This is a genomic window from Desulfosalsimonas sp., from assembly GCF_055149105.1.
Window position 1 is genome coordinate 18,123 of record NZ_JBSRLA010000003.1, and the last position, 24,352, is coordinate 42,474.

Genomic DNA, 24,352 nt, shown 5'->3' on the forward strand with positions numbered 1-24,352 from the left:
CATGAAAGTTGCCACCAGCAGGGATATTTGTTTATTTGAAGTGGATGAAGACTTTGTCCTGCGGCCCAGGGTCCTGCTTAACTGCATGCAGCAGGCCGCTGCCCTGCATTCCCAACAGGCCGGGTATGCAACCCCGGATATGTTAAAGCAGCAGAAAGCCTGGGTCCTGTATCGTCTTGCATTACAGGTGCACAACCAGCCGGTTTTCGGCGCGCCCCTGGAAATCGTGACCTGGCACAAGGGCACCCGTGGGTTTCGGTCATACCGGGATTTTGAAATCTATCAGCAGGGGCGCAAAAGCGTGTCCGCCGCCAGCCTGTGGCTCTACATTGATCTTGTCCGCAAAAAAATTCTCAAGGTGCCCGGAGATGTGGCCCAAAGCTATACCGTGGAGACAGATGTTGCCCTGGATGCTGACCTGGACCGCTGGAAGCCGCCGGCCATCCATGAGCCCGACATCACACGGACAATTGCCATCCGCTCTTCGGATTATGACCCCCTGGGGCATGTCAACAATGCCCTGTACTTTGACTATCTTGAAACCCTGGCTGCACCCCTGCTGGAAAACCGCCTGAAGTTCGGCGCTATTGTCATCCAGTACAACAGGGAAATCCCCGGACAAACCCCGGAGGTCTGCGCAGCCTTGAAAAAAGGGGAAAACGGCTATATTTTTGAAATCAGATCCGCAGCAGACGTGCATGCAGCAGGCGAGTTTGTTTTGCATCCACAGAAATAAAACAATTTTACATATAGAGGTGCCACCATGATGACAGCCCGGCAATATGAAGAAAGCCTTCGAAAACTAAACCTTGTGGTCTACATGTTTGGCGAGCGCATCTCCAATCCTGTGGATCATCCCATTATCCGCCCTTCCATGAATGCGGTGGCCAAGACCTATGAACTGGCCCATCAGCCGGAACACGAAGATCTGATGACCGCAACCTCGCATTTGACCGGAAAGAAGATCAACCGGTTTACCCATATCCATCAAAGCGTTTCCGACCTGGTAAAAAAAACAAAAATGGGCCGGCTGCTCGGAGCCCACACCGGCTGCTGTTTTCAGCGGTGTGTGGGCATGGATGCCTTAAATGCCATTTCCATTGTCAGCCATGACATTGACGCCAAGTATGATACCCAATACAAAGACCGGTTTTTGAAATACCTTGAATATGTGCAGGAAAATGATCTCACCTGTGACGGGGCCATGACCGACCCGAAGGGGGACCGCTCCCTTCCGCCCCACAAGCAGCCGGACCCGGACATGTACGTGCATGTGGTAAAGGAGACCGAAGAGGGCATTGTGGTGCGCGGGGCCAAGGCTCATCAGACCGGGGCGGTCAATTCCCATGAAATCATTGTCATGCCCACCATTGCCATGCGCGAGCAAGACCGGGACTATGCGGTCTGCTTTGCCCTGCCCAGCGATGCTGAGGGCATTACCTATATCATGGGGCGCCAGTCCTGTGACACCCGAAAGACCGAGCAGACCCGGCTCGATACCGGAAATCCGGCATTCGGCGGACATGAGGCCCTGGTGATCTTCGATGATGTGTTTGTCCCCTGGGACCGGGTTTTCATGTTCCGGGAATATGAGTTTGCCGGCGTTCTCGTGGAAAAGTTTGCCGGCTATCACCGCCAGAGTTATGCCTGCAAGTCCGGGGTGGGCGATGTGCTCATCGGGGCCACCCAGACCGTGGCCGAATACAACGGCACCCAGGGAGCCTCCCATGTAAAGGACAAAATCATTGAGATGAACCATCTTAATGAAACCCTTTTCTGCGGATCTTTGTCATGCGCCGCAGAAGGCCATAGAGAACCCAGCGGCACCTACAGCGTCAACACCCTGCTGGCCAATGTGTCAAAGCAAAACGTGACCCGTTTTCCCTATGAAATCGCCAGGCTGGCCCAGGACGTGGCCGGCGGGCTCATGGTGACCCTGCCGTCGGCTGCTGATTTTGCCTCTTCGGAAACCGCCCACTGGCTGGAAAAATATTACGGTGCCAGTGCGGATGTGCCAACTGAAAACCGCCGCCGTATTCTGCGGCTTATTGAAAACCTGACTTTGGGAACCGCTGCAGTGGGTTATCTCACCGAATCCATGCACGGGGCGGGCTCACCCCAGGCTCAGCGGATCATGATTGCCCGCCAGGTGAACATGCAGCAGAAACAGCAGATGGCCAAAAGCCTCTGCGGCATTGAGGAGTAAGGGCCTTTTGGATCGGGGGTGTTATTCGGATCTTGTCATGTGGACGTTGATGTTGACGGGGGGTTGCTCGGCAGTGGCGCGGATGCCGGCGAAAAGGGTGTTAAAAAGCGTATCTGTCAGGCTTGTCAGATTTTCGGGCTTGCCCAGCAGGCTTTTTCGGGTGACCAGGTGCTCGATGCTGCCCCAGATCATGGCACGGATCACATACGGGTCCAGGTCCGGCCGGAATTCATTGCTTTCGATGCCTTCTTCCAGCACCTGGATGTAGTTTCGCGCAGAGGATTGAACAACCCGGTAGGCCTCGGTTTTTAAAAAGTTGGGATTGCCCTTTAAAATCAGCATCACCACGTTGGCGTAATCCGGATTGTCCTCGTAAAGGGCCAGGTGGCGGTGGATCAAAAAGCGCAGTTTGTTTGCGGCACCGTGTATGTAGGGCAGAATCTCGCGGTTTTTTTCCTGGTACTGCTGGATGATTTCCGCGGGAATGGCAAACAGCAGCTCTTCTTTGGATGAGAAGTATTCGTAAATGGTTGCTTCCGATACCTTGGCCTTTTTGGCGATATCGGAAATCGTGGCGGTCTGAAAACCCTTCCGGGCAAAAATGTACTCAGCGGCCTTTAAGATGGCTGCGGCTTTTTTGGGGTTTTTCAGATTTTTTTGGCTGCTTTTGGGAGTTTTGTTCGTCATTGTATACACCGGTTATTGGGTTGATCGATCTTTATTCTATCAAAATTGAAACATACTAAAATTTATTTTTAAATGTCAAGGCTTATTTTTAGTTGGATAATAAAAAACATTGTTTTTTTTAAATGGAACTATGATTTTTTCAAAAAGAGCATTGACAGACTTGGTTTTCTCCGCTAATTTTTCTTCTTATACAATCACCGCACAAGGATCGCCGACCAGGGTGGCCCTTGCTGCAGCCCGGATCCGGTAAAGACCGGATCGGTACAGAGGAAACGGGAGATGCATAAATGTCCAGTCCTTTCAGCGATGTGGTGGTAGTCGATGCCGTGCGGACCGCTTTCGGCCGTGCCGGTGAAAAGGGAATCTTCTGGAATACGCGGGCCGAAGATCTGTGCATCCCTTTGTTAAAGGCGCTTGTTGAGCGCAATAGCGGCTTTTTGCCGGACATGGTGGAAGACAGCATCTGGGGGGTCACCAACCAGGTCAAGGAACAGGGGGGGACCATCGGCCGCCTGATTCCGATTCTGGCAGACTGGGGATGGGAGATTCCGGGATGTTCCATTGATCGCATGTGCGCAAGCGGGCTGACCGCAGTGGGTTTTGCTTCCAGCCATATTGCCTGCGGCATGGCAGATTGCCTTCTGGCCGGCGGAGTGGAGCACATGGGCCATCTGCCCATGGGATTTATGCGCGATCCCCACCCGGATGCCGAGCAGATGCTGGGCGGTCCTTCAGCCTTTAACATGGGCATGACAGCGGAAAATATCCATGACCGGTTCCCGGAGTTCACCCGGCAGATGGCTGATGAATACGCTTATCACTGCCAGCGCAAAACCGATGAGGCCGTGGCTGCGGGAAAAATGGACCACATGATCGTGCCCGTTGAAGTACAGCTGCCCGACGGTACAAAAACCGTTGCAGGCAAGGATCAGCATCCCCGCCCCGAAACCACCCTGGAAGGCCTGTCCAAGCTAAAGACCCCGTTTCGGGAGCAGGGCGGCCGTGTGACAGCGGGCAATTCCTCGGGATTAAATGACGGGGCTGCCGTGGTGCTGCTCATGAGCCGGGACATGGCGGAAAAACACGGCCTTGTTGCCAAAATGCGGTGGGTGTCCACCGGTGTTGCCGGCGTGGATCCCACAATCATGGGCACCGCACCGGTCCCGGCCACTCAAAAAGCCCTGGCAAAAGCCGGGCTGACCATGGATGACATGGACATCATTGAAATCAATGAAGCCTTTGCCGTCCAGGCCCTTTACTGCCTGGACCGCCTTGGCGTGGCTGCAGATGACCCCCGTGTGAACAAGTGGGGCGGGGCCATTGCCTACGGCCATCCCCTTGCCGCTTCCGGGCCCAGGCTGGTGGCTTTCATGAAAGGCCTGTTTGCAGAAAACCCAAATGCCCGCTATGGCCTGACCACCATGTGCGTGGGCAGAGGGCAGGGCTACTCCATCATATGGGAAAACCTCAACCGGGCATCATAGGGCGTTTTTTCAACACCGGCTTCCGGATTTTTCTTCGTTTGTCTAATTCAATTAAGGATTTGCCCGAGGATTTGTTATGACGCATTTTAAAATCAACCAGAAAGACATCTTTTTCATATTAAAGGAACAGCTCGGCTACGGCAGTCTCTGCAGCCTTAAGCGTTACCGGTCATTGACCGAAGAAACTTTGGATCTGCTGGTCACAGAGGCCATCCGGTTTGCCAAAAAAGCCGTGGCCCCCTTAAACGAGATCGGCGAAGAGCAGGGCATCCGCTACGAGAAGGGACAGGTGCGCTGCCCGCCGGAGTTTGCCGAGGTTTTCCGCACATACGGACAGGACGGCTGGACAGCAGCGGCCCGGGACCCCGAGTACGGCGGCCAGGGCTTTCCCCACATGATGCGCATTGTGGTCAATGATTTCATGTACGGGGCCTGCCAGTCCTTTAACATGGCCCCGAGCCTGACCCACGGCGCCGCCCACCTGATTGAAAGCTTCGGCACCACGGATCTTAAAAAGGCTTTTGTCCCCCGGATGTATGACGGCACATTTTCCGGCACCATGTGTCTGACAGAGCCTGATGCCGGCTCCAACCTGGCCGCCACCCAGACAGTCGCGTATCCGGAAGGAGATGATTATAAAATCAAGGGCAGCAAGATTTTTATCTCCTGGGGGGAACACAACATTGCCGATAACATTGTGCACCTGGTGCTTGCCCGTATTGACGGCGCCCCTGAGGGGGTCCGCGGCATATCCCTGTTTGTTGTGCCCAAGTACCGGTTAAATGAGGACGGCAGTGTGGGAAAATTCAATGATGTGGTCTGCACGGGTATCGAGGACAAGCTGGGCCTGCACGCCTCTCCCACAGCAGCCCTGAGCTTTGGTGCAAAAGACGGGTGTGTGGGGTATTTGTGCGGCGAGCCCAACCGCGGCCTGGCCCACATGTTCCAGATGATGAATTCCGCACGGATCAATACGGGTGTGTCCGGGATGACCCTGGCCAGCACGGCCTATCAGAACGCCCTGGAATACACCCGCCAGCGGGTCCAGGGCAGGGATCCGGCCAAAAGAAAAGACGGCTATGTGTCCATTATCCATCATCCGGATGTGCGCCGGATGCTGCTGTGGATGAAGGCCTCGGTGGACGGTATGCGCTCGATGATCTATACGGCCGCCTTTTGGGCGGATCTGGCCGCTGAAGGCGAAGATGAGCAAAGCCGGCAGCATTACCAGGCCCTTACCGATTTCATGACCCCCATTGTCAAGGCCTATTGCTCGGATGCGGGTTTCCGGGTCTGCGAAACGGCCATGCAGTGCCTGGGCGGCTACGGCTACTGCCGGGATTACCCAATTGAACAGTATATGCGCGATGCCAAGATCATGAGCCTCTACGAGGGAACCAACGGGATTCAGGCCATTGATCTGATGGGCCGAAAAATGCGGATCAATGACGGGGCCATGTTTGCCGCATTTGCCAGAGAGCTGGAAAATTTTATTGATGCCCGGCGGGATCATGAGCATCTGGGCGGCCATGTGCGGGATCTGGAAAACGCCTTTGCCCGGGTGCGGGAAATGGCTGATGAAATGAGCCGCCGCAGCAAGGATGATCCCCTTCAGTGGGCTTCTTACACGTATCCGGCCCTGTTGTGCTTCGGGGATCTGGTGATGGTGTGGCGGCTTTTGGACATGGCCTGCATCGCCTGGGACCGGGCCCGGAAAAAGGGCCGGAAAAACGAGTTTTTCCGGGGCAAGGTGGCCCAGGCCACGTTTTTTGCCGACATGGTGCTGCCCCATACCATTCAGCGCGCCGGCACCTGCACGCGCCAGGGCCGGGAGATTGTCGAAATTGCCGATACGGCATTTTAATAAAGTCAACGTTTCAAGGAGCAAGTGATGTCTGATGACCGCATTGTGATCGCAAACGGCGTGCGAACGCCGGTGGGTGCATATATGGGCGGCCTGCGAACAATACAGGCCTATGATCTGGCCGCAATGGTGCTAAACGAGGCCGTGGCCAGGGCCGGCATCGAGCCGGGCCGGGTGGATGAAGTGATCATGGGACAGGCCTACCAGAACGGCGAATATGTCAATATCGCGCGCATGGCCCTGCTAAACGCCAACTGGCCTGAGGAAATTCCCGGCTTTACCATTGATCGCCGCTGCTGCACCGGGCTGGAAGTCATCCGGCTGGGCGCCTCTTTGATTAAAAGCGGGGATGCGGAAATTGTTGTGGCCGGGGGCGTGGAGAGCATGTCCAATGCCGAGTTTTACCTGCCCGGGGATATCAAGTGGGGAATCGGCGGACAAAAGGGAATGCCCCGGGGCCATGGGGATATGTCCATCTGGGGACTGCCGTTTTATGACAGAATCCAGCGGGCCCGGGTTATGAGCCAGCCCGAACACCGCTACGGCAAGCTGCCCTCCATGATGTCCTGGGCTGAAACCGCTGCTGTGGAGGAAGACGTAACCCGGGAGGAATGCGACCAGTGGGCCTTTGAAAGCCAGAAAAAAGCGTGCGCCGCCTGGGATCAGGGAAAATTCGACCAGGAGGTGATTGCCGTCTCTGTCCCTCAGAAAAAGGGAGACCCTGTGGTGGTTGACAAAGATGAAACCCCGCGCAGGGATACAAGCATGGAAAAGCTGGCCCGGCTCACCCCGGTGCTCGGGGGGGTGTGCACGGCCGGCAATTCCTCGAGTGAAAACGACGGTGCTGCGGCTGTGGTGCTCATGTCTGAAAAAAAGGCCAGGGAACTGGGAGTTGAGCCCTTTGCTGCAGTCAAATCCGTTGCTGCGGCCGGAGCCGATCCCACCCGTACCCATCTGACGGTCAATGCCGCGGTGAAAAAAGCCATGGGCCTGGCCGGTGCCCGGTTAGAGGACATGGAACTCATCGAGATTCAGGAAGCCTTTGCCGCTCAGGTGCTTGCGGATTTAAAGGATATGGGTGTTTCTCCCGATGATTACGGCAAGGTCAACGTCAACGGCTCGGGCATTTCCCTGGGCCATCCCATCGGCGCCACCGGCGTGCGGGTTCTGGTGACCCTGATGCACGAAATGCGCAGAACCGGTGCCAAAACCGGCCTGGAGTGCATCTGCGGGGGCGGCGGTCTGGGCATTGCCGCAATATTTGAAAGAAGTCAATTTTGATGGCGCCGTAAAAGTCAAATATCTGCGTTACGCGCAATTTTTCAGAATTTCACGTACGGATAACTACGCTGCATTCTTCGAAATTGCGCAAGCCTTGATCTTGAACTTTTACTGCGCCATCTGAAATCAGACTTTTTGCGGTGCCATCTATTATAGAAGGAGATTTCTGCATGCAATTTGAACTTTCCAAAGAACATAAAATGCTGCAAAAAGCCGTACGGGAATTTGCAGACAAGAAAATCGCCCCCAATGCCGACCAGTGGGATGCGGACAACTACCTGCCGGTCAAAGAGGCCATCAAGCCCATGGCTGAACTGGGCTTTATCGGCACCGTGATTCCGGAGGAATACGGCGGCGAGGACGCCGGCTGGATGGCCGCGGCCATCATCACCGAGGAAATCGCCCGGGCTTCGAGTTCCCTGCGGGTCCAGATCAATCTCATCGGGATCGGATGCGCCTACCCCATTTATCTTTACGGCACAGAGGCGGCCAGAAAAAAGTATGTCCCAAAACTGTGCGCCGGAGAGATGCTGGGCGCCTTTGGCATCACCGAACCCAATGCGGGATCTGATGTCATGTCCATGGAGACAGTGGCCGAGGACAAGGGGGATCATTTTGTGTTAAACGGCTCCAAGACCTGGATTTCCAATGCCAACCAGGCTGATGTGGCCGTGATTTACTGCTATACCGACCAGGAGGCCAAGACCAAGGGCCTGTCCGCACTGGCCGTGGAACTCAAGAATTTTCCGGGCATCACCACCTCGGATATTGACAAGCTGGGGTCTCACTCCTCGCCCACGGGGGAAATTTTTTTCAACAACACCCCCGTTCCCAAGGAGAACCTGCTGGGCCAGCCCGGTGACGGGGCCAAAATCGTTTTCAGCTCCCTTGCCAACACAAGGCTGTCTGCGGCGGCCGGTGCCGTGGGATGTGCCCGGGCATGCTATGAAATGGCCTTGAAATACTGCAACCAGCGCGTTCAGTTCGGCCAGCAGATCGGCAAGTTTCAGATGAACCAGGAACTGATCGCAAAGATGGCAACCGATATCGAGGCCGCACGCCTGCTGGTATACAAGGCTGCCTGGCAGAAGGACCAGGGCAAGCTCAACAACGGCTTTGAAGTGGCCCAGGCCAAGTACATGGCCGGAGAGGTGGCCATGCGGTGCGCGGAATCCACCATGCGCATCATGGGCGCTTACGGGTATTCCACGGAGTACTCCCTGGCCCGGTATTACCGGGATATCCCCACCTATGTGCTGGTTGAGGGATCAGCCAATATCTGCAAGCACATTATCGCCATGGATCGTCTGGGATACCGGAAAGCCAACCGGTAGTCCCAAAGGTGTTATAAACGGGCAGGGCGGTCCTGCAGACTGAAAGCCGCGCCTGCGGAGGGCAGTGCTTTTTCGGCCCTTGCCTGCCCCATCATAAACCCAAAGGAGGGGAGCAAGATGCGAAGATGGAAGCCTTTTCCATGGATTTTCGTGACAGCAATGCTGGCAATGGGGCTGTTTGCTTCCGGCGCCTGGGCCGGGGAAGTGGTCATCGGGTTTACCGGCCCGCTGAGCGGACCGGCCGCCCAGTACGGACGCGACAATGTGGCAGGCCTGGAAATGGCCATCAAGGATATCAACGAGGCCGGCGGAATCACGGTGGACGGTGAAAAATACAGCTTCAGACTCCAAACTTATGACGATCACATTGATCCTACCGCTGCGGTCAACAACGCCAGAAGGCTCAAATCCAGGGACGGGGCCAATGTAATCTTCAATCCCGTGTTCAATACCCTGGCACCACTGATGGAAATCAATCAAATGCGCGGCTCCGAGTTTCTGCTCATGGCCTATACAAGCACACCGGCAATTGATTTCATTGACAATAATCTGACCATTTCCATTCCTCCGCCGTTTAAGGCCTATGCATGGGCCTATGCAGACATCGCCTGGGAGAAGGGCTGGCGCAAAGGTGCCATGGTGGTGACCCTGGGCGCCTACGGAGATGAATGGCGGGAAACCTTTGCCGAGCATTGGGAGGATATCGGGGGAGAGATCGTGGCCGACAAACCGGCCAACTATTATGCGGAAACCGATTTTTCATCCCAGTTGGCCGCGGTTTTGGCCAAAAATCCGGACTTTCTGCTCATTGGCGGCCCCTCGGATACCACGGCCCTTGTCATTGAACAGGCCAGAAGCATGGGGTTTGACGGCGGGATGATCATGGTGGACCAGGCCAAGATGGATTATATCGCCAATGTCGCCTTTGACGGCGATCTTTCCCTGATGAACAACGTCATCGGCGTGGCCCGGACCCTGGATATCGCGCCCAGGCCCGTCATGGAAAAATTCCATGAGCGTTATGTCAGCAAATACGGCGGAGAGGATACCTCGGAGAACGTGTTAAACTATGCTGCCATGCGCATGGTGGCCGCGGCCATGGAAGCCGCCGGCAGCGTGGATGACCCAAAGGCCATCAAGGCGGCATTCTCCGGGATTCTGCCCATGGAGCCGGAAAAAAGCCTTGTCGCCTACATGGGCATCCGGGGTACGCGGCTTCTGGTGCCCGGCACCGTGCAGGTGATCAAAGACGGTGCGTATCAGAGGCCCAATCAGAATATCTGGTGGCCCAAAACCGAGGCGGAATACGAAAAAGTGCTGGAGAAAATACCCGAACGGGAGGTGACAAGCCGGTATCTGCCCATAGAAGAGTATATAAAGTAAAACCCATGTTCATCGCAGCAGAGATGATGTCAAAAAACAGATTTGCTTTTTATCACCGGATGGGTCCGCTCGTGGATGCATCCGGTGCAGCACGTGATCCTTTTGGCAAAGCGCCTTGCTTTTGAGCGGGGCATATGCGGAGTCAGGGGATCTTTGAGACATCTCAAACAAAAAAGAGGGGGAAGTGATGAAAAGTGTCAAGCGTTTTTCGTTGAGCCTGGTATTCGGGCTTCTGGCAGCTGTGCTGATGGTTTCAGGTGCATGGGCGGCAGAAGCGGTGATCGGATTTACCGGTCCTTTGAGCGGTCCGGGCTCCGGTTACGGACGGGATAATGTAAACGGCCTGAAAATGGCGGTCCAAGACATCAATGCAAAAGGCGGGATCATCATTGATGGTGAAAAATACACGTTTAAGCTTGAAACCTATGACGACATGATTGATCCCACCGCGGCGGTCAACAATGCCCGCCGCATGCGTTCAAGGGCAGGGGCCAGGGTGATTTTCAACCCGGTGTTCAACACCATCGCCCCGCTGATGCAGGTAAATGAGCAGCCCGGCTCCGAGTTTCTGCTCATGGCTTATTCCAGCACCCCTAAAATCGATCAGATGGACAATGATCTCACCGCATCCATTCCACCCCCGTTTACCGCATATGTAAAGGCATTCTCCGACATGGCCTGGGAAAAGGGCTGGCGCAAGGCGGCCATGGTGGTGACCCTGGGGGCTTACGGGGACGAATGGCGCGAGACCTTCAGGCATCACTGGACCGAGCTCGGCGGGGAAATCACGGCGGACAAGCCGGCCAATTATTACACGGACACGGATTTCTCCTCCCAGCTGAGCGCGGCTTTGGCAACAGATCCGGATTTCCTGCTCATCGGGGGGCCGTCGGAACCCACGGGACTGGTTATTGAACAGGCCCGGAATCTCGGGTTTGAGGGCGGATTTGTTCTCGTTGATCAGGCAAAGATGGACTATATCGCAAACGTGGTCTTTGACTGCGATCTTTCATTGATGAACAATGTTATCGGCATTGCACAGGTGCTTGATGTGCCGTCGCCCGTGGTAAAGGAATTCAATAAACGTTACCAGGAAGAATTCGGCGTTCACAACACCTTTGAGGCCATGCTCAATTACTCGGCACTCAACATTGTTTTTGACGCTATGCAAGAGGCGGGCACCGTCGAGGACCCAAAAGCCATCAAGGCAGCCATGGCCAAGGTCCTGCCCCAGAGCGAAGAAAATGTTCCCACCCCTTATCTTGGAACCCGGGAAACCAAGCTCCTGGTGCCGGCAACAGCGGGTGTGATTGCAGACGGGGACTATGCCGAGGCCTATCAGTATATCTGGTGGCCCGGGGATGAAAAATCTTTTGAAAAGTATAAGGAAATGGCGCCAAGCGGAATTGAGACCCGCTGGATATCACTTGAAGGATATAATAAGTAAAAGCTGGCTTTTTTTCTTTCTGACAAACGGATGGCCGCCGGAGTTTTTTCGGCGGCCATCGGCTTGATTTGCCAACAAAGGGTGAGAGTTGATGGAACTTTTCCTGCAGCAGGTTTTCAACGGCATCATGTTCGGCAGCACCTATGCGATTGTCGCTCTGGGGCTGACCCTGGTGATGGGGATTTTAAACATCCCCAACTTTGCTCACGGCCACCTTTACATGCTGGGCGGGTATCTGCTTTACTACTTCGGCGTCACCATGGGGCTGGGCTACTGGTTCGGCTTGATATTTTCCGTGATTTGCCTTGGCCTGGTGGGTGTTCTCATGGAGCGTTTTATCTACAGGCCGTTAAACAATCAGCCCCATATCAATGCTTTTATCGCAGCCATTGGCGCGCTTTTGTTCCTCGAAGCCCTGGCCCTGGTGGTATGGGGACCCCAGGGATTGCGGGTGCCCAATCCGCATCCCCAGATCGTTCATTTTCTGGGTATGACCATAGGCATCCAGCGGCTGCTGGTTATTATGGGTGCCGTGGCCCTGATCATGGCGCTTCATTTGTTCATGAAAAAGACGATCATGGGCACAACAATCGAGGCGGTGGCCCAGAACCGTGAAGGCGCAATGCTGACCGGAATTAACGTCAACCGGGTTTCGGCCATGACTTTTGCCATTTCCGCGGCCACGGCAGCGGTGGCGGCCAGTCTGATTTCGCCGATTTTCATGCTTTCACCGGCCATGGGCGCCATCCTTGGCATGAAGGCGTTTGTCATCGTAATTCTCGGCGGCATGGGAAGCATCCCCGGCGCCATCCTGGGCGGATACATCCTGGGACTCATTGAGGCGCTGGGCGGCGGATATATTTCTGCGGCCTACAAGGACGTTTTTGCCTTCGGAGCGCTGATTCTGATTTTGTCCATCAAGCCAACCGGTTTATTCGGCAAAAGGGAGGTTTAAACTGTGTTTACAAAACCCGTTCACACCCGGCTTCTTTACGCAGCCATACTCATCGCAGCCCTGGCTTTACCCTGGTATGTCCCGGATGCCTATATTTTTCAGATCGTGACCATGAGCCTGATTTTTGCCATTGCCGTATCGGCCATGAACCTCATCATCGGGTTTACGGGTCAGGCATCCCTGGCCCACGGAGCGTTTTTCGGCATAGGCGCCTACGGGGTGGCCATCATGACCAAGGCCGGCATCTCCTTCTGGCTTGCGCTTCCGGCCGCCGCCCTGATTGCCGCTTTCATTGGTTTTTTTGTGGGACTGCCCTCCCTGCGGACCCGGGGCTCTTATTTTGCCATTGTCACCCTTTGTTTCGGGGTGATTCTGTGGATTGTGGCCGGCAACTGGATTGAGCTGACAGGCGGCCACAACGGGATTTTCGGCATACCCAGGCCATCTCCCATACCCGTGCCCGTTGTCGGCCCCATTGAATTTTTCACCCAGACACCCTTGTATTACCTGGCACTGGCCGCGCTCCTGCTGACAATCTTTGTTCTTCGCCGGCTTGTTTTCTCTGTTTTCGGGTTGAGCCTGATGGCTGTGCGCAATAATGAGCCCCTGGCCGATGCCGTGGGCATCAATCCCTTTGCCACCAAGCTGATTTCCTTTGTGATCGCCAATTTTATCGCCGGCCTGGCCGGCGGCATGTATGCCGCCATTATCGGTGCGGTCAGCCCGAGCGCTGCCGGTTATATGATGACTTTTAATTTTTTGATTTATTTGATTCTCGGCGGTATGGCCACTTTGAGCGGGCCTGTTGTGGGCGCCTTTGCCATTCCCATTATCATGGAATTCATGCAGTTTCTGGGGGATTTTCGAATGCTGATTTTCGGTGCTTTGCTGGTTTTTGTGATTATTTATTTTCCCCAGGGGTTTGTGGGCGGTCTGCGTCAGTTGAACCAAAAAGTCGCCGCCTGGCGTCAACAATAAATATCAGGAGTGGACATGCTTCGTGTTGAATCTCTGACCAAGCGTTTTGAGGGCCTGGTTGCCGTCCAGGACCTGAATTTTGAAATCATCAAGGGTGAAATTCTGGCGATCATCGGCCCTAACGGGGCCGGAAAATCAACGGTTTTCAATCTGATCACCGGAACCCTGCCACCTACTTCCGGAAATGTGTTTATCCACGAACAGGACATCACCGGTCTGAGACCTTATAAAATCGCCGGCAAAGGGGTTGCCAGAACTTTTCAGACCACCAGCCTTTTTGACCAGCTCAGGGTGATCGACAATCTCATGATTGCCTATAAGTGGCGCACCCGGCTGGGTTTCTGGAATACCCTTTTACATACCCGGGCATGGAAACACGATCAGGCCGAAGCCTATCAGAAGTCCATGGAAACCCTTGAGTTTTTGGGTCTGGAGGAAAAAAGCGATCAGTTCGTGCCGGTATTGTCCCAGGAGGAACAAAAGCGCCTGGCAATGGGTATCGCCCTGGTCAGCCAGCCGCAGATTCTTTTGCTCGACGAGCCCACAGGCGGTTTGATTCAGGAGGAAACCGACCGGATAACGGATCTGATCAACAAGATCCGGGATCACGGCACCACAGTCTGTATCATCGAGCACAAGATGCAGATGATCATGGGCATGGCTGACCGCATTGTTGTTTTAAATTACGGCAAAAAAATCGCCGAGGGAACGCCTGACCATGTGAAATCGGATCAGGCAGTGATCACGGCCTACCTGGGAGGGGAAGTCAAATAATGCTGAAGCTCAAACAGGTGCATACGCAAATCAGTGGACTCCACATTATCCATGATGTCTCCCTGGAAATCAAGCGGGGGGAATTCGTGGCATTGCTGGGCAACAACGGCGCAGGCAAAACCACCCTGTTTCGGACCATTGCCGGGGTGTTAAAGCCCGGCTCCGGAGCCGTTGAGTTCAACGGGATTCCCATCTATCAGATGCCGGTGCATAAAATTGTGGATCTGGGCCTGGTGCTGTGTCCCCAGGGACGCCAGTTGTTTCCCCAGCTATCCGTGCAAAAAAATCTCATGATGGGGGCCTATCCCCTGCGCAAAGACAAAATCCGGATTCAGAAAAACCTGGATCGCGTCTATGAGCTGTTTCCGGTGTTAAAGGAACGCAGCCATCAGCAGGCCGGTACGTTCAGCGGCGGTGAGCAGCAGATGCTGGCCATTGCCCGGGCGCTGATGAGCGAACCCCAGATGCTGCTTCTCGATGAACCGTCAGTGGGGCTGGCGCCCTTGATTGTGCAGCAGATGGCGGAAGTGATTTCCAATATCAACCATGAAATGGATACCACCATTTTTCTCTCCGAGCAGAACGCCAACATGGCGCTGAATATCACGGACCGGGGATATGTGCTGGAAAGCGGGGTTTGTGTGCTGGAAGGCGAATGTGAACAGCTCAAAAACGATGAAATGGTGAGAAAAGCATATATCGGTGCCTGACAGGGTTGATCTGTTTTCGGCAATGGTATATATAATCCGTGGAAAAGGCAATCCTCCACATATATTGATTCCAGCAGCGAGGTTGATCATGAAAATAATGCTTTGTTACACCGGCTCCCGGTCTTCTCACTCCGCCTTAAAGGAAACCGTTAAAAGGGCCAGGGCCATGGATGCCCAGGTTTACCTGGTGGCATCCATGGAAAAGGGAACAGAAGATGAGCAGAAAACAATCGGACAGCTTGAGGCGGCCTTAAAGGATGCCGAAGAGCAGTTGAAAAAAGAGAATATTGCGTGTGAAACCCATCTTCTGGTGCGGGGCATGACCCCGGAGGAGGACCTGCTGGCATATGCCAGGGAACAAAACGTGGATGAAATCGTCATCGGCATCCGCAAGCGATCCAGGATGGGAAAACTTCTGTTTGGTTCCACAGCCCAGTTTTTGATTTTAAATGCCCATTGCCCGGTTTTGACTGTAAAGTAAATCGGTCGGGTCCTCTGCCCGGGAACAATCTTACCGCCCTGTGCCGCTCCCGACTCCCCAAAAGGGCGGCAGGGCGGATCTGCCGCATCGTTTTGCCTATATTTTGACTTCCAGATGCCGTTTTTTGATTTTTTCCAGCAGGGTGGTGCGCTTCATGTTGAGCAGGCGGGCCGCCTCTTTTTTATTTCCCTCGGCCATGCGAAGCGCCTTGAGGATAAGCTGGTTTTCAAATTCCTGTGTCATGGCATGAAAATCAAGATCTTCACTGATATTGTTTTGTTTTTCCGCCTCTGAGTTGTCCGCAGGGTCGCCTAAGTCCTGGAATCTCTGGGGCAGGGAGGCCACATCAACCGTGTCTCCCCCGTGGAGGATGCACATGCGCTGAACCAGGTTCTGCAGTTCCCGGACATTTCCGGGCCAATCATAGGCTTTCAGCCGCTGCAGGGCCTGGTCCGTGAATCCGAGAGGGACATTTTTCCTGCCCCGATTGTACATGAGCAGAAATTTCTGCACCAGGTGCGGGATGTCTTCGGTGCGCTTGCGCAGCGGCGGCAGGGTAATGGGCACGACGCTTAACCGGTAATACAAATCTTCGCGAAATATGCCGTCAGCTACAGCCTGCTCAAGGTTTCGGTTGGTTGCGGCAATTACCCGCACGTCAATCTGGGTGGTTTTTACCGATCCCACAGCCTCAAAATTCTGCTCCTGGAGGACCCGGAGCAGCTTTGCCTGCAGGTTGGCTTTCATATCCCCGATTTCATCAAGAAACAGCGTCCCCTTATCCGCGTGCGCCAGCCGGCCTTTTTTGGCCCGGTTGGCGCCGGTAAAAGCCCCTTTTTCATATCCGAACAATTCGCTTTCCAGCAGTTCCTCGGGAATGGCCGCGCAATTTAGGGGGACAAAGTTATATTTATTGCGCTCCGGTGTCAGATCATGAATGGCCCGGGCCACCAGTTCCTTTCCGGTGCCGCTTTCGCCTTTGAGCAAGACATTGCCTTCGCTGTTGCCGGCAATGCGTTCGATAATCTCAAAGAGTTTTTTCATGGGCCGGGATTCGCCGATGATACCGGCGAATCCGTCGCTTTTGCGCAGGCGCGGTTTGTGCTGAAGGCTTTGGGCCAGCAGTTTCTGGTATTCCAGGGCGTTTTTTACCACTTCCAGGATTTCCTGCTGGTAAATGGGCGTGTGAATATAAAAGTATGCCCCGGCCTGCAAGGATTCCACGACATGCTGACGGCCCCCGGGCGGCATGACCACTATGGGAACCATTGCCGGGTTGATGGCAATGCCTTTTCGGATGAGGTCCAGTCCCGACTTGTCCGGAAAGAACAGATCCGTGACCAGAAGTTCCACCGGTCTGTTGTTGTTGATAAATTCCAGGGCCTCTGTCGAGTTTTTGGCTTGAAAAATACTGGCTTCAGTCTGCTCTTTGAAAAAAGCGGCCACTTCACTGGCCGCATTGTCTCCCGGTTCAACCACCAGGACGGAAATATTTTTGAGCATGTTTCACCCTTGTTCAAACAGGCGGTTTATTAAATGGGTGTCAGTTGGAAACTGCTTGAAAACAGGAAATATAATACATTTCATGTCAAAATACTGACATGGTGGGGGCAATGTCAAGAATTCTTTTGTTTCATTTGGCTTATGAACAGCCGCAAACAATTTGCCTTCGTATTATTCTGTTTGATTACAAAATGTTGTCGTCTTTTTGCAAATCTGGCCTCAGTTTTGCATATATGCCCTCCAGGAGGCGTATATGAACCAGATTTTTCGGGCGGTCGGTATTGCATGCATATTATTTGTTTTGACAACAGGGCTGTGTCTGGCCGGCAGTGCCAGTTTGCTGGGTATGTCCTATGATCGGCAGGAAAATGTGAATCAGGTGGATCTTGTTTTTGACAGGATCCCGGAAATCCATGTCAGCCGTTCCGGGCAGCGTGTACGGGTGGAAATGGAAAATACCCGGATTTCCGATTCGGTTCGAAAAATTGCCGGCAAGGACTTGGCTCCGCCTTTGGTAAGGATCAAGCTCAATTCCGAAGGAGCAAAAAGTATAGTGGATTTCTATTTTCGGCAGATACCCCGTTCCGTGGATATCACCAGGGATAAAGCCAGCGCCAGGCTGACGGTCAATGTGTTCTGGGACCGGCAGCAGGCCGGCAGCCGGCCGGCAATTCAGGATCAGCGGGTGGGCCGGCTTCACCCGATTCGCCACGGGGCTGCGGCCCGGCAGATGATTTCTTCGGATTATACAGGTCAATGGACCGAATTTTTTGCCCGGTTTGAATGGCCGCCGCAATGGGATCTGCCGCTAAACTTTTCTCTTCCCCCGTTTCCCGGACCCCTGGTTCTGGAAAACCGGGCTTTTCTGCCGGATGCACTCGTGGAACTGGTCAACGGCGGAATGTGGCAGGCTGTGGAAAACAAGACAGCAGAACTGCTCGACGGCGATATCGGCGGCCGGCAGGCGGATTTGTACCAGCTGGTGCTGGCTGAATCCCTGATTCGGCAAAACCGGAATCAAAAGGCCTTGTCGGTGCTGGAAAATATGGAGCCGGGTGCTGAAAGGCCTCAGATTCGGGCCTGGCAGATTTATTTTCAGGTCCGTGCGACAGCCGGGATGGGGGAGTATTACCGGGCCGCCCGCATTGCCGAAACCCAAAGGAAAACGGTTTTGCAGGAAACTCCCGCAGCCGGCTGGTTTGCCATTCTGGACGCTGAAATGGATTTGGCCATGGGAGAGCCGGAGCCGGCACTTGACGCGTTGGAACAAGATCTGGTTTATTCCGGGGCCGCCGCTGGCATTGCTTGGCTTCGCAAGGGCGATGTCCGGTATGATCTCGGGGATATGGAGGCCGCATCGGATTCCTATGATCAGGCTGTTTCTGAGCTGCGCCTTGTGCAGCAATACCCTGGTTCTCTTGCCAGGTATACCTCGCTGCTTTACCGAAAGCAGCAATATGACACCGCCTATCGCCACTGGTTTCTGCTGTCTGAAATACTTGCCAAAAGAGCTCCCGCGCACAAGCCCCTGGCCGACTACTGGGCGGCCATGGCCCTGTTTCATTCAGGCGAGCCCAACCGGGCGCGGCTGATGCTCTGGGAAATCGAGGAAAACGCCGGAGATTCAGAGGCCGCACTCCGGGCAAGGCTGAAATTAATGGATCTGGATGTGATGGAAAAGCCGTATCCGGATTTCGACGCCCTGCTGCCGCGATATGATTCGATCATTGAGGCCGGCGATAAACGACAGATCCGGGAGGAAGCTTTTTTCAAGCAAATTCTGGCCTGCCATCTGGGCGGAAATGAGCTTGCGGCTGTCCGGCAGCTGGGTCGGTTTTTTGACGATTACTGGGCCGGAGAATTGCTGGCTGAAGCCCAGGCCCTGTTTGTGGAAATTTTTCCGGATGCCATAGGCGCCATGCTAAAGCAGGAAGCTTATTTCGAGGCGCTCACCCTGGTTTCCAAGCATCGGGATCTGCTCGCACAAGCCCCGATCACTTACGGATTTTTATATGACCTGGCGGAAAGTTACACCCGCTCCGGGCTTCTGGACCAGGCAGCCACCACCTACCGCTATCTGATGGATTTTGAAAAGGACGAAAAAAAACAGGCCCGGATCTTTCTGCCCCTGATACGGACCTGTGATCAGCAGGGCAACCATGGCCAGGTGATGCGTTATGCCCCGGATTACTTAAACCGGTTTCCGGACGGCTCTGATCGCAGGGAGGTGTTTTACTATTATGTCCGGGCGCTGGCCAAAACCGGCCAATCCCGGGAGGCGTCACGAATGCTGAGGGAAAACAAGCGGCCTGTTCATGAAAAAACCGATCTCCTGGCGGGAGAGCTTTTTTTTGAACAAAAGAAATACAGGCTGGCTGCATGTTATCTGGGCCGGGCTTCGGCCATGGCCGGGCAAAGCGGTTTGCCGGAAACGGATTTGAAACGGGCTGAAGCCTTGTTTTATCGCGATAAATGGCGGCAGGCCGCATCAGTTTATGAATCCCTTCTTGATGTGGATGAATACAGGGGACAATCGGCATACCGATTGATCCGGACTTATCTGAACATGGGAAACCGGGATAAGGCCCTTAATCTTTACCGGCAAATGTCCGAAATGGAAATAGAAGAGTCCTGGCTGGCCCTGTCAGCCCAGGAAATCGAGATTGAGAACCGGATGAACTAGGGAGGTATTATGTCAGTCAACGGCATTTTTGACAGCAATATCCAACTGCTCGATCAGGCGCTTTCATTGAGAATCCGCAAGCATGAAGCCATCTCCGCCAATATTGCAAATGCCGAAACGCCCGGTTATGCACGCCTGCGCATGGATTTTGAAGATGCCATGGCCGCGGCTGCCGGCAGATCGGATGACACGCAGGCGGTCACCCATCCCGGGCATATGCAGGCCGGCGCAGGCCAGGCCGAGGGGCTTGTTTATCGTCAGCAGGACCCAAACGTCATAGGAGATGGCAACAATGTGGTGATGGAGCAGGAAATGATGGATCTGGCCGAAAACCAGATCCGGTACGAGGCAGCCATTCAGATGCTGAACAAAAAATTCAGCATGCTGAAATTTGTGATTCAGGAAAGAGCATAAACCCAAGGAGAAATGCAATGGATATTTTCGGCGCCATGGACATCGGTTATTCGGCTTTGCGGGCCCAGACCCTGCGGTTGAACGTCATCGGCAGCAATCTGGCCAATATGGAGACCACCCGTACCCCGGAAGGCGGCGCTTACCGCAAAAAATCCGTGGTTTTTACAAGCGAGCAAAACAGCTTTGCCCGGGAGCTTGAAAACAGCAGCCAACAGCAGGCCCGGGGGGTGCGGGTAGAGCGGATCATGACCCACCAGGGAGAAGGCAAAATGGTCTATGAACCTTCTCATCCGGATGCAAATGAGGAAGGCTACGTGGAAAAGCCCGATATCAGCCTGGTGGAGCAGATGACAGACATGATGAAGGCCAGGGGAAGTTATGAAGCCAACGTGACTTCCATAAAGGCGGCCCAGCGCATGGCCATGAAGGCACTGGAAATCGGGAGGTAGAAGCAATGGCAGACTCCGTTATGGCAGCTGCGGGCAGTATATCTGCAAACCCCGGGACCAGTGCGGCGCAGAAAGCAGATGCCGCCGGGCCGGAAGGCGGTTTTGAAAAAATGTTAAACGAGACAGCGCAAAACCTGAAAAAGGCGGATCAGGCAATTCTGGAGGCCAACACCGGCGGTCCCACCGACCTTCATGATGTCATGATCGCCATGGAAAAAGCCGATATTTCACTGCGTCTTGCAGTGCAGGTGCGCAACAAGGCTGTGGATGCTTATCAGGAAATAATGCGCATGCAGGTATAGGACGGCCTTGTTTTTGCATAGGGTCTTAACCGGGGATCATGCATTGAATACATCAAGAGATTGCGCGGGCCGATCTGATTTACTGCACTTGCAATACGGGATAAAAAGCAATGGAAGAAACAAAGCCTTATCAAAAATTCATGGAAAACATCCGCAACTGGCCCCTTTCCAGAAAGCTGTCTTTGGCCGGTGTCGGCCTGCTGTCCCTGATCTTGTTCGGGGTGCTGATTTTCCAGGCCGGCAAGGCTGATTTCCGGCCTTTGTATACGGATCTGCCCCGCCAGGAGGCCGCCTCGGTAACCCAATGGCTCAAGGAGGAAGGGGTTGCCTACCGGCTGGAAAACAGCGGCCGATCCATTCACGTGCCGGCCGATCTTGTGTATGAAACCCGCCTGAACCTGGCCGGCCAGGGACTTCCCCGGCAGGGGGGAGTGGGATTTGAGATTTTTGACAAGCAGGATTTCGGGGTCACCAAATTTACCCAGAAAGTCAATTTCCAGCGGGCCATGCAGGGCGAACTGGCCCGGACCATTGCGGCCATGGAACCTGTGAAATCGGCCCGGGTACATCTGGTGCTGCCCGAGGATCGTCTGCTCCGGGAGCAGCAAAAGCCCGCCAAGGCATCGGTGGTCCTGGATATAGAGCCGGGCCGGAGCCTGGATGCCACCCAGACCCGGTCGATTGTTCATTTGGTTTCCGGCAGTATCGAGGGGCTGGATAAAAACCATGTCACGGTACTCGATACCGGGGGGCGGCTTTTGAGCGAAAACCGCGCCGATGATCCCGGCCTGGTAATGCTGCCGGACAAGCTGAAATTTAAAAATACCCTTGAAAGCCGGCTGGAACAAAGGGTGCAGTCACTTCTGGACCGGGCCCTGGGCCGCGGCAATTCCCAGGTTCGCGTAACCGCAGGCCTGGATTTTACCAGGGAAGACATTACCACCGAGGAATACGACCCGGACAGCCTTGTGCCCAGAAGCGAGAAAATCACTGAAAGCCGATCCGGACGAGAGCAGGGCGGCGGGGTTCCGGGGGCGGAATCCAACCTGGGAGACAACCAGGAAGCCGGCGGCAATATGATGACCGAGTCCAGAAATTCCGAGGTGATCAATTACGAAATCAGCAAGACAGTCAAGCAGATTCAACGTCCGGTGGGCGATATCAAGCAGATTTCGGCAGCAGTGCTGGTGGCCGACACTTTTGATCCCGCAGCCAACAACGGCGAGGGTCAATGGGTGCCCATGGCCCCTGAAAAGCGCGATTCCATCCGAACAATGGTGTCATCCGCCCTGGGTCTGGACGCCGAGCGGGGCGATCGTGTGGAGGTGGTTTCCATGCCGTTTCAAAAGGAAACGGCAGAAGCCGGAACCCGGGAGACATCGCCGGGTCTGCGTGATTATCTGCCTTATGCCAAGTACATCCTGCTGCTGATTTGCGCGCTTCTGATTTATCTGGCACTGGTGCGGCCCATGATCCGGACCCTGCGGGGGCAGGCCGTAGCCCGGCAACCGCAATATGCGACTGAGCTGCCGGATGCATACGGCCATCAGCAGACAAAGGCGCTGGATGCCCCCGCAGCGCTGCGGGGAGAGCTGGACAGTTTTTCCGTAACACCGGCCCAGGTGGTCAAGGCCTGGCTCAAGGAGGGGTAAGCAGCAATGAGCAAGGATTTTTCAAAAATGAGCGGAGCTGAAAAAGCAGCCTACCTGCTGCTTTGTCTCGGCGAGGATACAACTTCTGAAGTGTTTAAGGAATTAAAGGATGACGAGGTCCGCTGGATCAGCAGTTACATGAAAAACGTCGATCACGTGCCCGCGGATCTGGCCAAACAGGTGGTGGATCAATACCGCAAAACCCAGCAGGAATATGCCGGCCTGTTTGTGGACGGCGGAGAGTTTATCAGCAACGCCCTGGCCTCCACCGGCGATGCCAAGCGGGTGGAGTCTTTGATGGAGGATTTGAATTCGGGTTTTGACGGCAAGCCCCTGGAAACCATTTCCATGATGGAGCCCCGGATGGTGGCCGACCTGTTGAAAAACGAACACCCCCAGACCGTGGCCCTGATCCTGTCAACCCAAAAGGCCGAGCATACCGGCAATGTTTTGCAATATCTGCCCGAGGAACTACGCTCTGATGTGGTTTATCGGATCGCACGGATTGAAAAGGTTTCTCCGGAAGTCATTCAGCAGATTGAAGAAGCACTGCAAAGGGAGATCGGCGGGTTTGTTAAAAAGGATCAGCATCACGTGGGGGGTGTGGATAAAGTTGTCGAAATTTTGACACGGATGGAGAAGAACCTGGAGCAGCAGATTTTATCCGGCATTGAGGAAGTTGACGCGGAAACCGCGGAAACCATCCGCAATTCCCTGGTGACCTTTGAGGATCTGAGCAATATTGACAACCGTGGCATGCAGAAAATTCTGCGTGAGGTTAAGAATGAAACCCTCACCCTGGCGTTGAAAACCTCGCCTGAAGGTATCAAGGAAAAGATCTACCATAACATCAGTGAACGGGCGGCTGAAATTATCGCAGAAGATCTGGAAGCCCTGGGTCCGGTGCGGCTCTCAGACGTGGAGCGGGCCCAGCAGAGCATTGTCAAAATCGCCCTGCGGCTCGAAGAGGAAGGTCAGCTGGTCTTGCCGGGGAAAGGACAGGAAGCCCTTGTCTAAAATATTTCATGCAGGAAGTGATGTTGCGTGTCAGCCGGTTCGTTTTGCCGACCTGGAACAGGCCGGGGGCATGGGGGACGGCCTTTTTGTTCCCCTGTGGCCCGCAGCCGGAGCATCGGGTAAAAGTGAAGCCAATGCCGGCGATGCCATACAGGCCGAAAAACCGGGAGGGGATCAAGGTTCGGCCATGCCCGAAACAGCCCGTGAATTGTCTGAATCCGAGGAGGTCAAGAAACCGGAGCCTGCCGTTGATCTGGAGGCGGTAAAAAAGGAAGCCTATACCCGGGGCAAAAAAGAGGGCCGGGCCGAAGCGGAAAAAAATTTGCACACAAGCGCACAGGCACTTGCCGAAGCCCTGGAGCAGATCAGCCGGCTGCGCGAGTCTATGCTTTTAAAAAGCCGCGAAGACATGGTCCGTCTGATCATGGGTGTGGCCCGGCAGGTGATCCACAGGGAGATCTCGGAAAAAAAGGATATTATTGTCAGCACCGTTGCCGGAGCTTTGGAGGCGGCAGTGGCAGATGATGAATATTATATCCGGGTGCATCCCGATGATCTGGAAATGGTCAAAGACCATGAACCTCTTTTTCTGGCGGCCATGAAGGGGTTGCGCAACATCTATTTCATTTCTGACGAAAATATCTCCCCTGGCGGGTGTAAGGCCGAATCCCGGGGCGGGGATGTGGATGCCACCATCGAGTCCCAGCTCGGGGAAATTGAGCAGCATCTCAAAAGGGCGATTGTTTGA

22 protein-coding genes are annotated in these 24,352 nt (G+C 54.5%); 20 read left to right on the plus strand and 2 right to left on the minus strand.

The annotated features are described in order from the left end of the window. The first annotated feature begins 1 nt into the window (after position 1). The gene (locus tag ACTCIA_RS01085) at positions 2-736 is read left to right on the plus strand and encodes an acyl-[acyl-carrier-protein] thioesterase (RefSeq protein ID WP_462999955.1); all 735 of its coding nucleotides are present in this window, start codon (positions 2-4) and stop codon (positions 734-736) included. Between the two features lie 27 nt (positions 737-763). Then, a complete protein-coding gene (locus tag ACTCIA_RS01090; protein WP_462999956.1) occupies positions 764-2,206 on the plus strand; it encodes a 4-hydroxyphenylacetate 3-hydroxylase family protein in 1,443 nt (480 codons plus the stop codon). Positions 2,207-2,227: 21 nt separating this feature from the next. On the opposite strand, the gene ACTCIA_RS01095 is transcribed toward ACTCIA_RS01090, so the two are convergent. Beyond that, complete coding sequence (locus ACTCIA_RS01095; RefSeq protein WP_462999957.1) at positions 2,228-2,893, minus strand: TetR/AcrR family transcriptional regulator; 666 nt, start codon at positions 2,891-2,893, stop codon at positions 2,228-2,230. A gap of 287 nt (positions 2,894-3,180) precedes the next feature. Between ACTCIA_RS01095 and ACTCIA_RS01100 the strand changes: the two genes are divergently transcribed. The 11 genes from ACTCIA_RS01100 (at position 3,181) to ACTCIA_RS01150 (ending at position 15,584) form a co-directional block, all read left to right on the plus strand. Beyond that, positions 3,181-4,377, plus strand: coding sequence for a thiolase family protein (locus ACTCIA_RS01100; protein WP_462999958.1), 1,197 nt, complete (start codon positions 3,181-3,183; stop codon positions 4,375-4,377). A 76-nt stretch (positions 4,378-4,453) separates the two neighbouring features. Next, complete coding sequence (locus ACTCIA_RS01105; protein WP_462999959.1) at positions 4,454-6,241, plus strand: acyl-CoA dehydrogenase; 1,788 nt, start codon at positions 4,454-4,456, stop codon at positions 6,239-6,241. Positions 6,242-6,268: 27 nt separating this feature from the next. Beyond that, entirely contained in the window at positions 6,269-7,522 is a 1,254-nt protein-coding gene (locus ACTCIA_RS01110) for a thiolase family protein (protein ID WP_462999960.1), read from the plus strand. A gap of 170 nt (positions 7,523-7,692) precedes the next feature. Further along, positions 7,693-8,856 (plus strand): glutaryl-CoA dehydrogenase Acd, encoded by a 1,164-nt coding sequence (gene acd, locus ACTCIA_RS01115; protein ID WP_462999961.1) that lies wholly within the window; start codon positions 7,693-7,695, stop codon positions 8,854-8,856. A gap of 117 nt (positions 8,857-8,973) precedes the next feature. Then, positions 8,974-10,239, plus strand: a complete 1,266-nt coding sequence (locus ACTCIA_RS01120) for an ABC transporter substrate-binding protein (protein WP_462999962.1) — start codon at positions 8,974-8,976, stop codon at positions 10,237-10,239. Between the two features lie 187 nt (positions 10,240-10,426). After that, the gene (locus ACTCIA_RS01125; RefSeq protein ID WP_462999963.1) at positions 10,427-11,686 is read left to right on the plus strand and encodes an ABC transporter substrate-binding protein; all 1,260 of its coding nucleotides are present in this window, start codon (positions 10,427-10,429) and stop codon (positions 11,684-11,686) included. A gap of 91 nt (positions 11,687-11,777) precedes the next feature. Next, positions 11,778-12,641 carry a branched-chain amino acid ABC transporter permease gene (locus ACTCIA_RS01130; RefSeq protein ID WP_462999964.1) on the plus strand — a complete coding sequence of 288 codons (864 nt, stop codon included), beginning with the start codon at positions 11,778-11,780 and terminating at the stop codon, positions 12,639-12,641. Positions 12,642-12,644: 3 nt separating this feature from the next. After that, the gene (locus ACTCIA_RS01135; RefSeq protein WP_462999965.1) at positions 12,645-13,619 is read left to right on the plus strand and encodes a branched-chain amino acid ABC transporter permease; all 975 of its coding nucleotides are present in this window, start codon (positions 12,645-12,647) and stop codon (positions 13,617-13,619) included. A 15-nt stretch (positions 13,620-13,634) separates the two neighbouring features. After that, a complete protein-coding gene (locus tag ACTCIA_RS01140; protein WP_462999966.1) occupies positions 13,635-14,393 on the plus strand; it encodes an ABC transporter ATP-binding protein in 759 nt (252 codons plus the stop codon). Further along, positions 14,393-15,103, plus strand: coding sequence for an ABC transporter ATP-binding protein (locus ACTCIA_RS01145; RefSeq protein ID WP_462999967.1), 711 nt, complete (start codon positions 14,393-14,395; stop codon positions 15,101-15,103). The genes ACTCIA_RS01140 and ACTCIA_RS01145 overlap by 1 nt, the downstream gene beginning before the upstream one ends. A gap of 88 nt (positions 15,104-15,191) precedes the next feature. Next, the gene (locus ACTCIA_RS01150; protein WP_462999968.1) at positions 15,192-15,584 is read left to right on the plus strand and encodes a universal stress protein; all 393 of its coding nucleotides are present in this window, start codon (positions 15,192-15,194) and stop codon (positions 15,582-15,584) included. 96 nt (positions 15,585-15,680) lie between these two features. On the opposite strand, the gene ACTCIA_RS01155 is transcribed toward ACTCIA_RS01150, so the two are convergent. Continuing rightward, a complete protein-coding gene (locus ACTCIA_RS01155) occupies positions 15,681-17,087 on the minus strand; it encodes a sigma 54-interacting transcriptional regulator (protein WP_462999969.1) in 1,407 nt (468 codons plus the stop codon). Positions 17,088-17,340: 253 nt separating this feature from the next. On the opposite strand from ACTCIA_RS01155, the gene ACTCIA_RS01160 reads away from it, so the two are divergent. The 7 genes from ACTCIA_RS01160 to ACTCIA_RS01190 all read left to right on the plus strand — a co-directional run bounded on the left by ACTCIA_RS01160 (position 17,341) and on the right by ACTCIA_RS01190 (position 24,352). Then, positions 17,341-19,770, plus strand: a complete 2,430-nt coding sequence (locus ACTCIA_RS01160; RefSeq protein WP_462999970.1) for a tetratricopeptide repeat protein — start codon at positions 17,341-17,343, stop codon at positions 19,768-19,770. 9 nt (positions 19,771-19,779) lie between these two features. Further along, positions 19,780-20,184, plus strand: a complete 405-nt coding sequence (flgB, locus tag ACTCIA_RS01165) for a flagellar basal body rod protein FlgB (RefSeq protein WP_462999971.1) — start codon at positions 19,780-19,782, stop codon at positions 20,182-20,184. Between the two features lie 17 nt (positions 20,185-20,201). Continuing rightward, positions 20,202-20,633 (plus strand): flagellar basal body rod protein FlgC, encoded by a 432-nt coding sequence (gene flgC, locus ACTCIA_RS01170; RefSeq protein WP_462999972.1) that lies wholly within the window; start codon positions 20,202-20,204, stop codon positions 20,631-20,633. A gap of 5 nt (positions 20,634-20,638) precedes the next feature. Further along, positions 20,639-20,935, plus strand: coding sequence for a flagellar hook-basal body complex protein FliE (gene fliE / locus ACTCIA_RS01175; protein WP_462999973.1), 297 nt, complete (start codon positions 20,639-20,641; stop codon positions 20,933-20,935). A gap of 110 nt (positions 20,936-21,045) precedes the next feature. Beyond that, positions 21,046-22,587 (plus strand): flagellar basal-body MS-ring/collar protein FliF, encoded by a 1,542-nt coding sequence (fliF, locus tag ACTCIA_RS01180; RefSeq protein ID WP_462999974.1) that lies wholly within the window; start codon positions 21,046-21,048, stop codon positions 22,585-22,587. A gap of 6 nt (positions 22,588-22,593) precedes the next feature. After that, complete coding sequence (fliG, locus tag ACTCIA_RS01185) at positions 22,594-23,604, plus strand: flagellar motor switch protein FliG (protein WP_462999975.1); 1,011 nt, start codon at positions 22,594-22,596, stop codon at positions 23,602-23,604. Next, the gene (locus tag ACTCIA_RS01190) at positions 23,597-24,352 is read left to right on the plus strand and encodes a FliH/SctL family protein (RefSeq protein ID WP_462999976.1); all 756 of its coding nucleotides are present in this window, start codon (positions 23,597-23,599) and stop codon (positions 24,350-24,352) included. Before fliG ends, ACTCIA_RS01190 begins: the two co-directional genes overlap by 8 nt.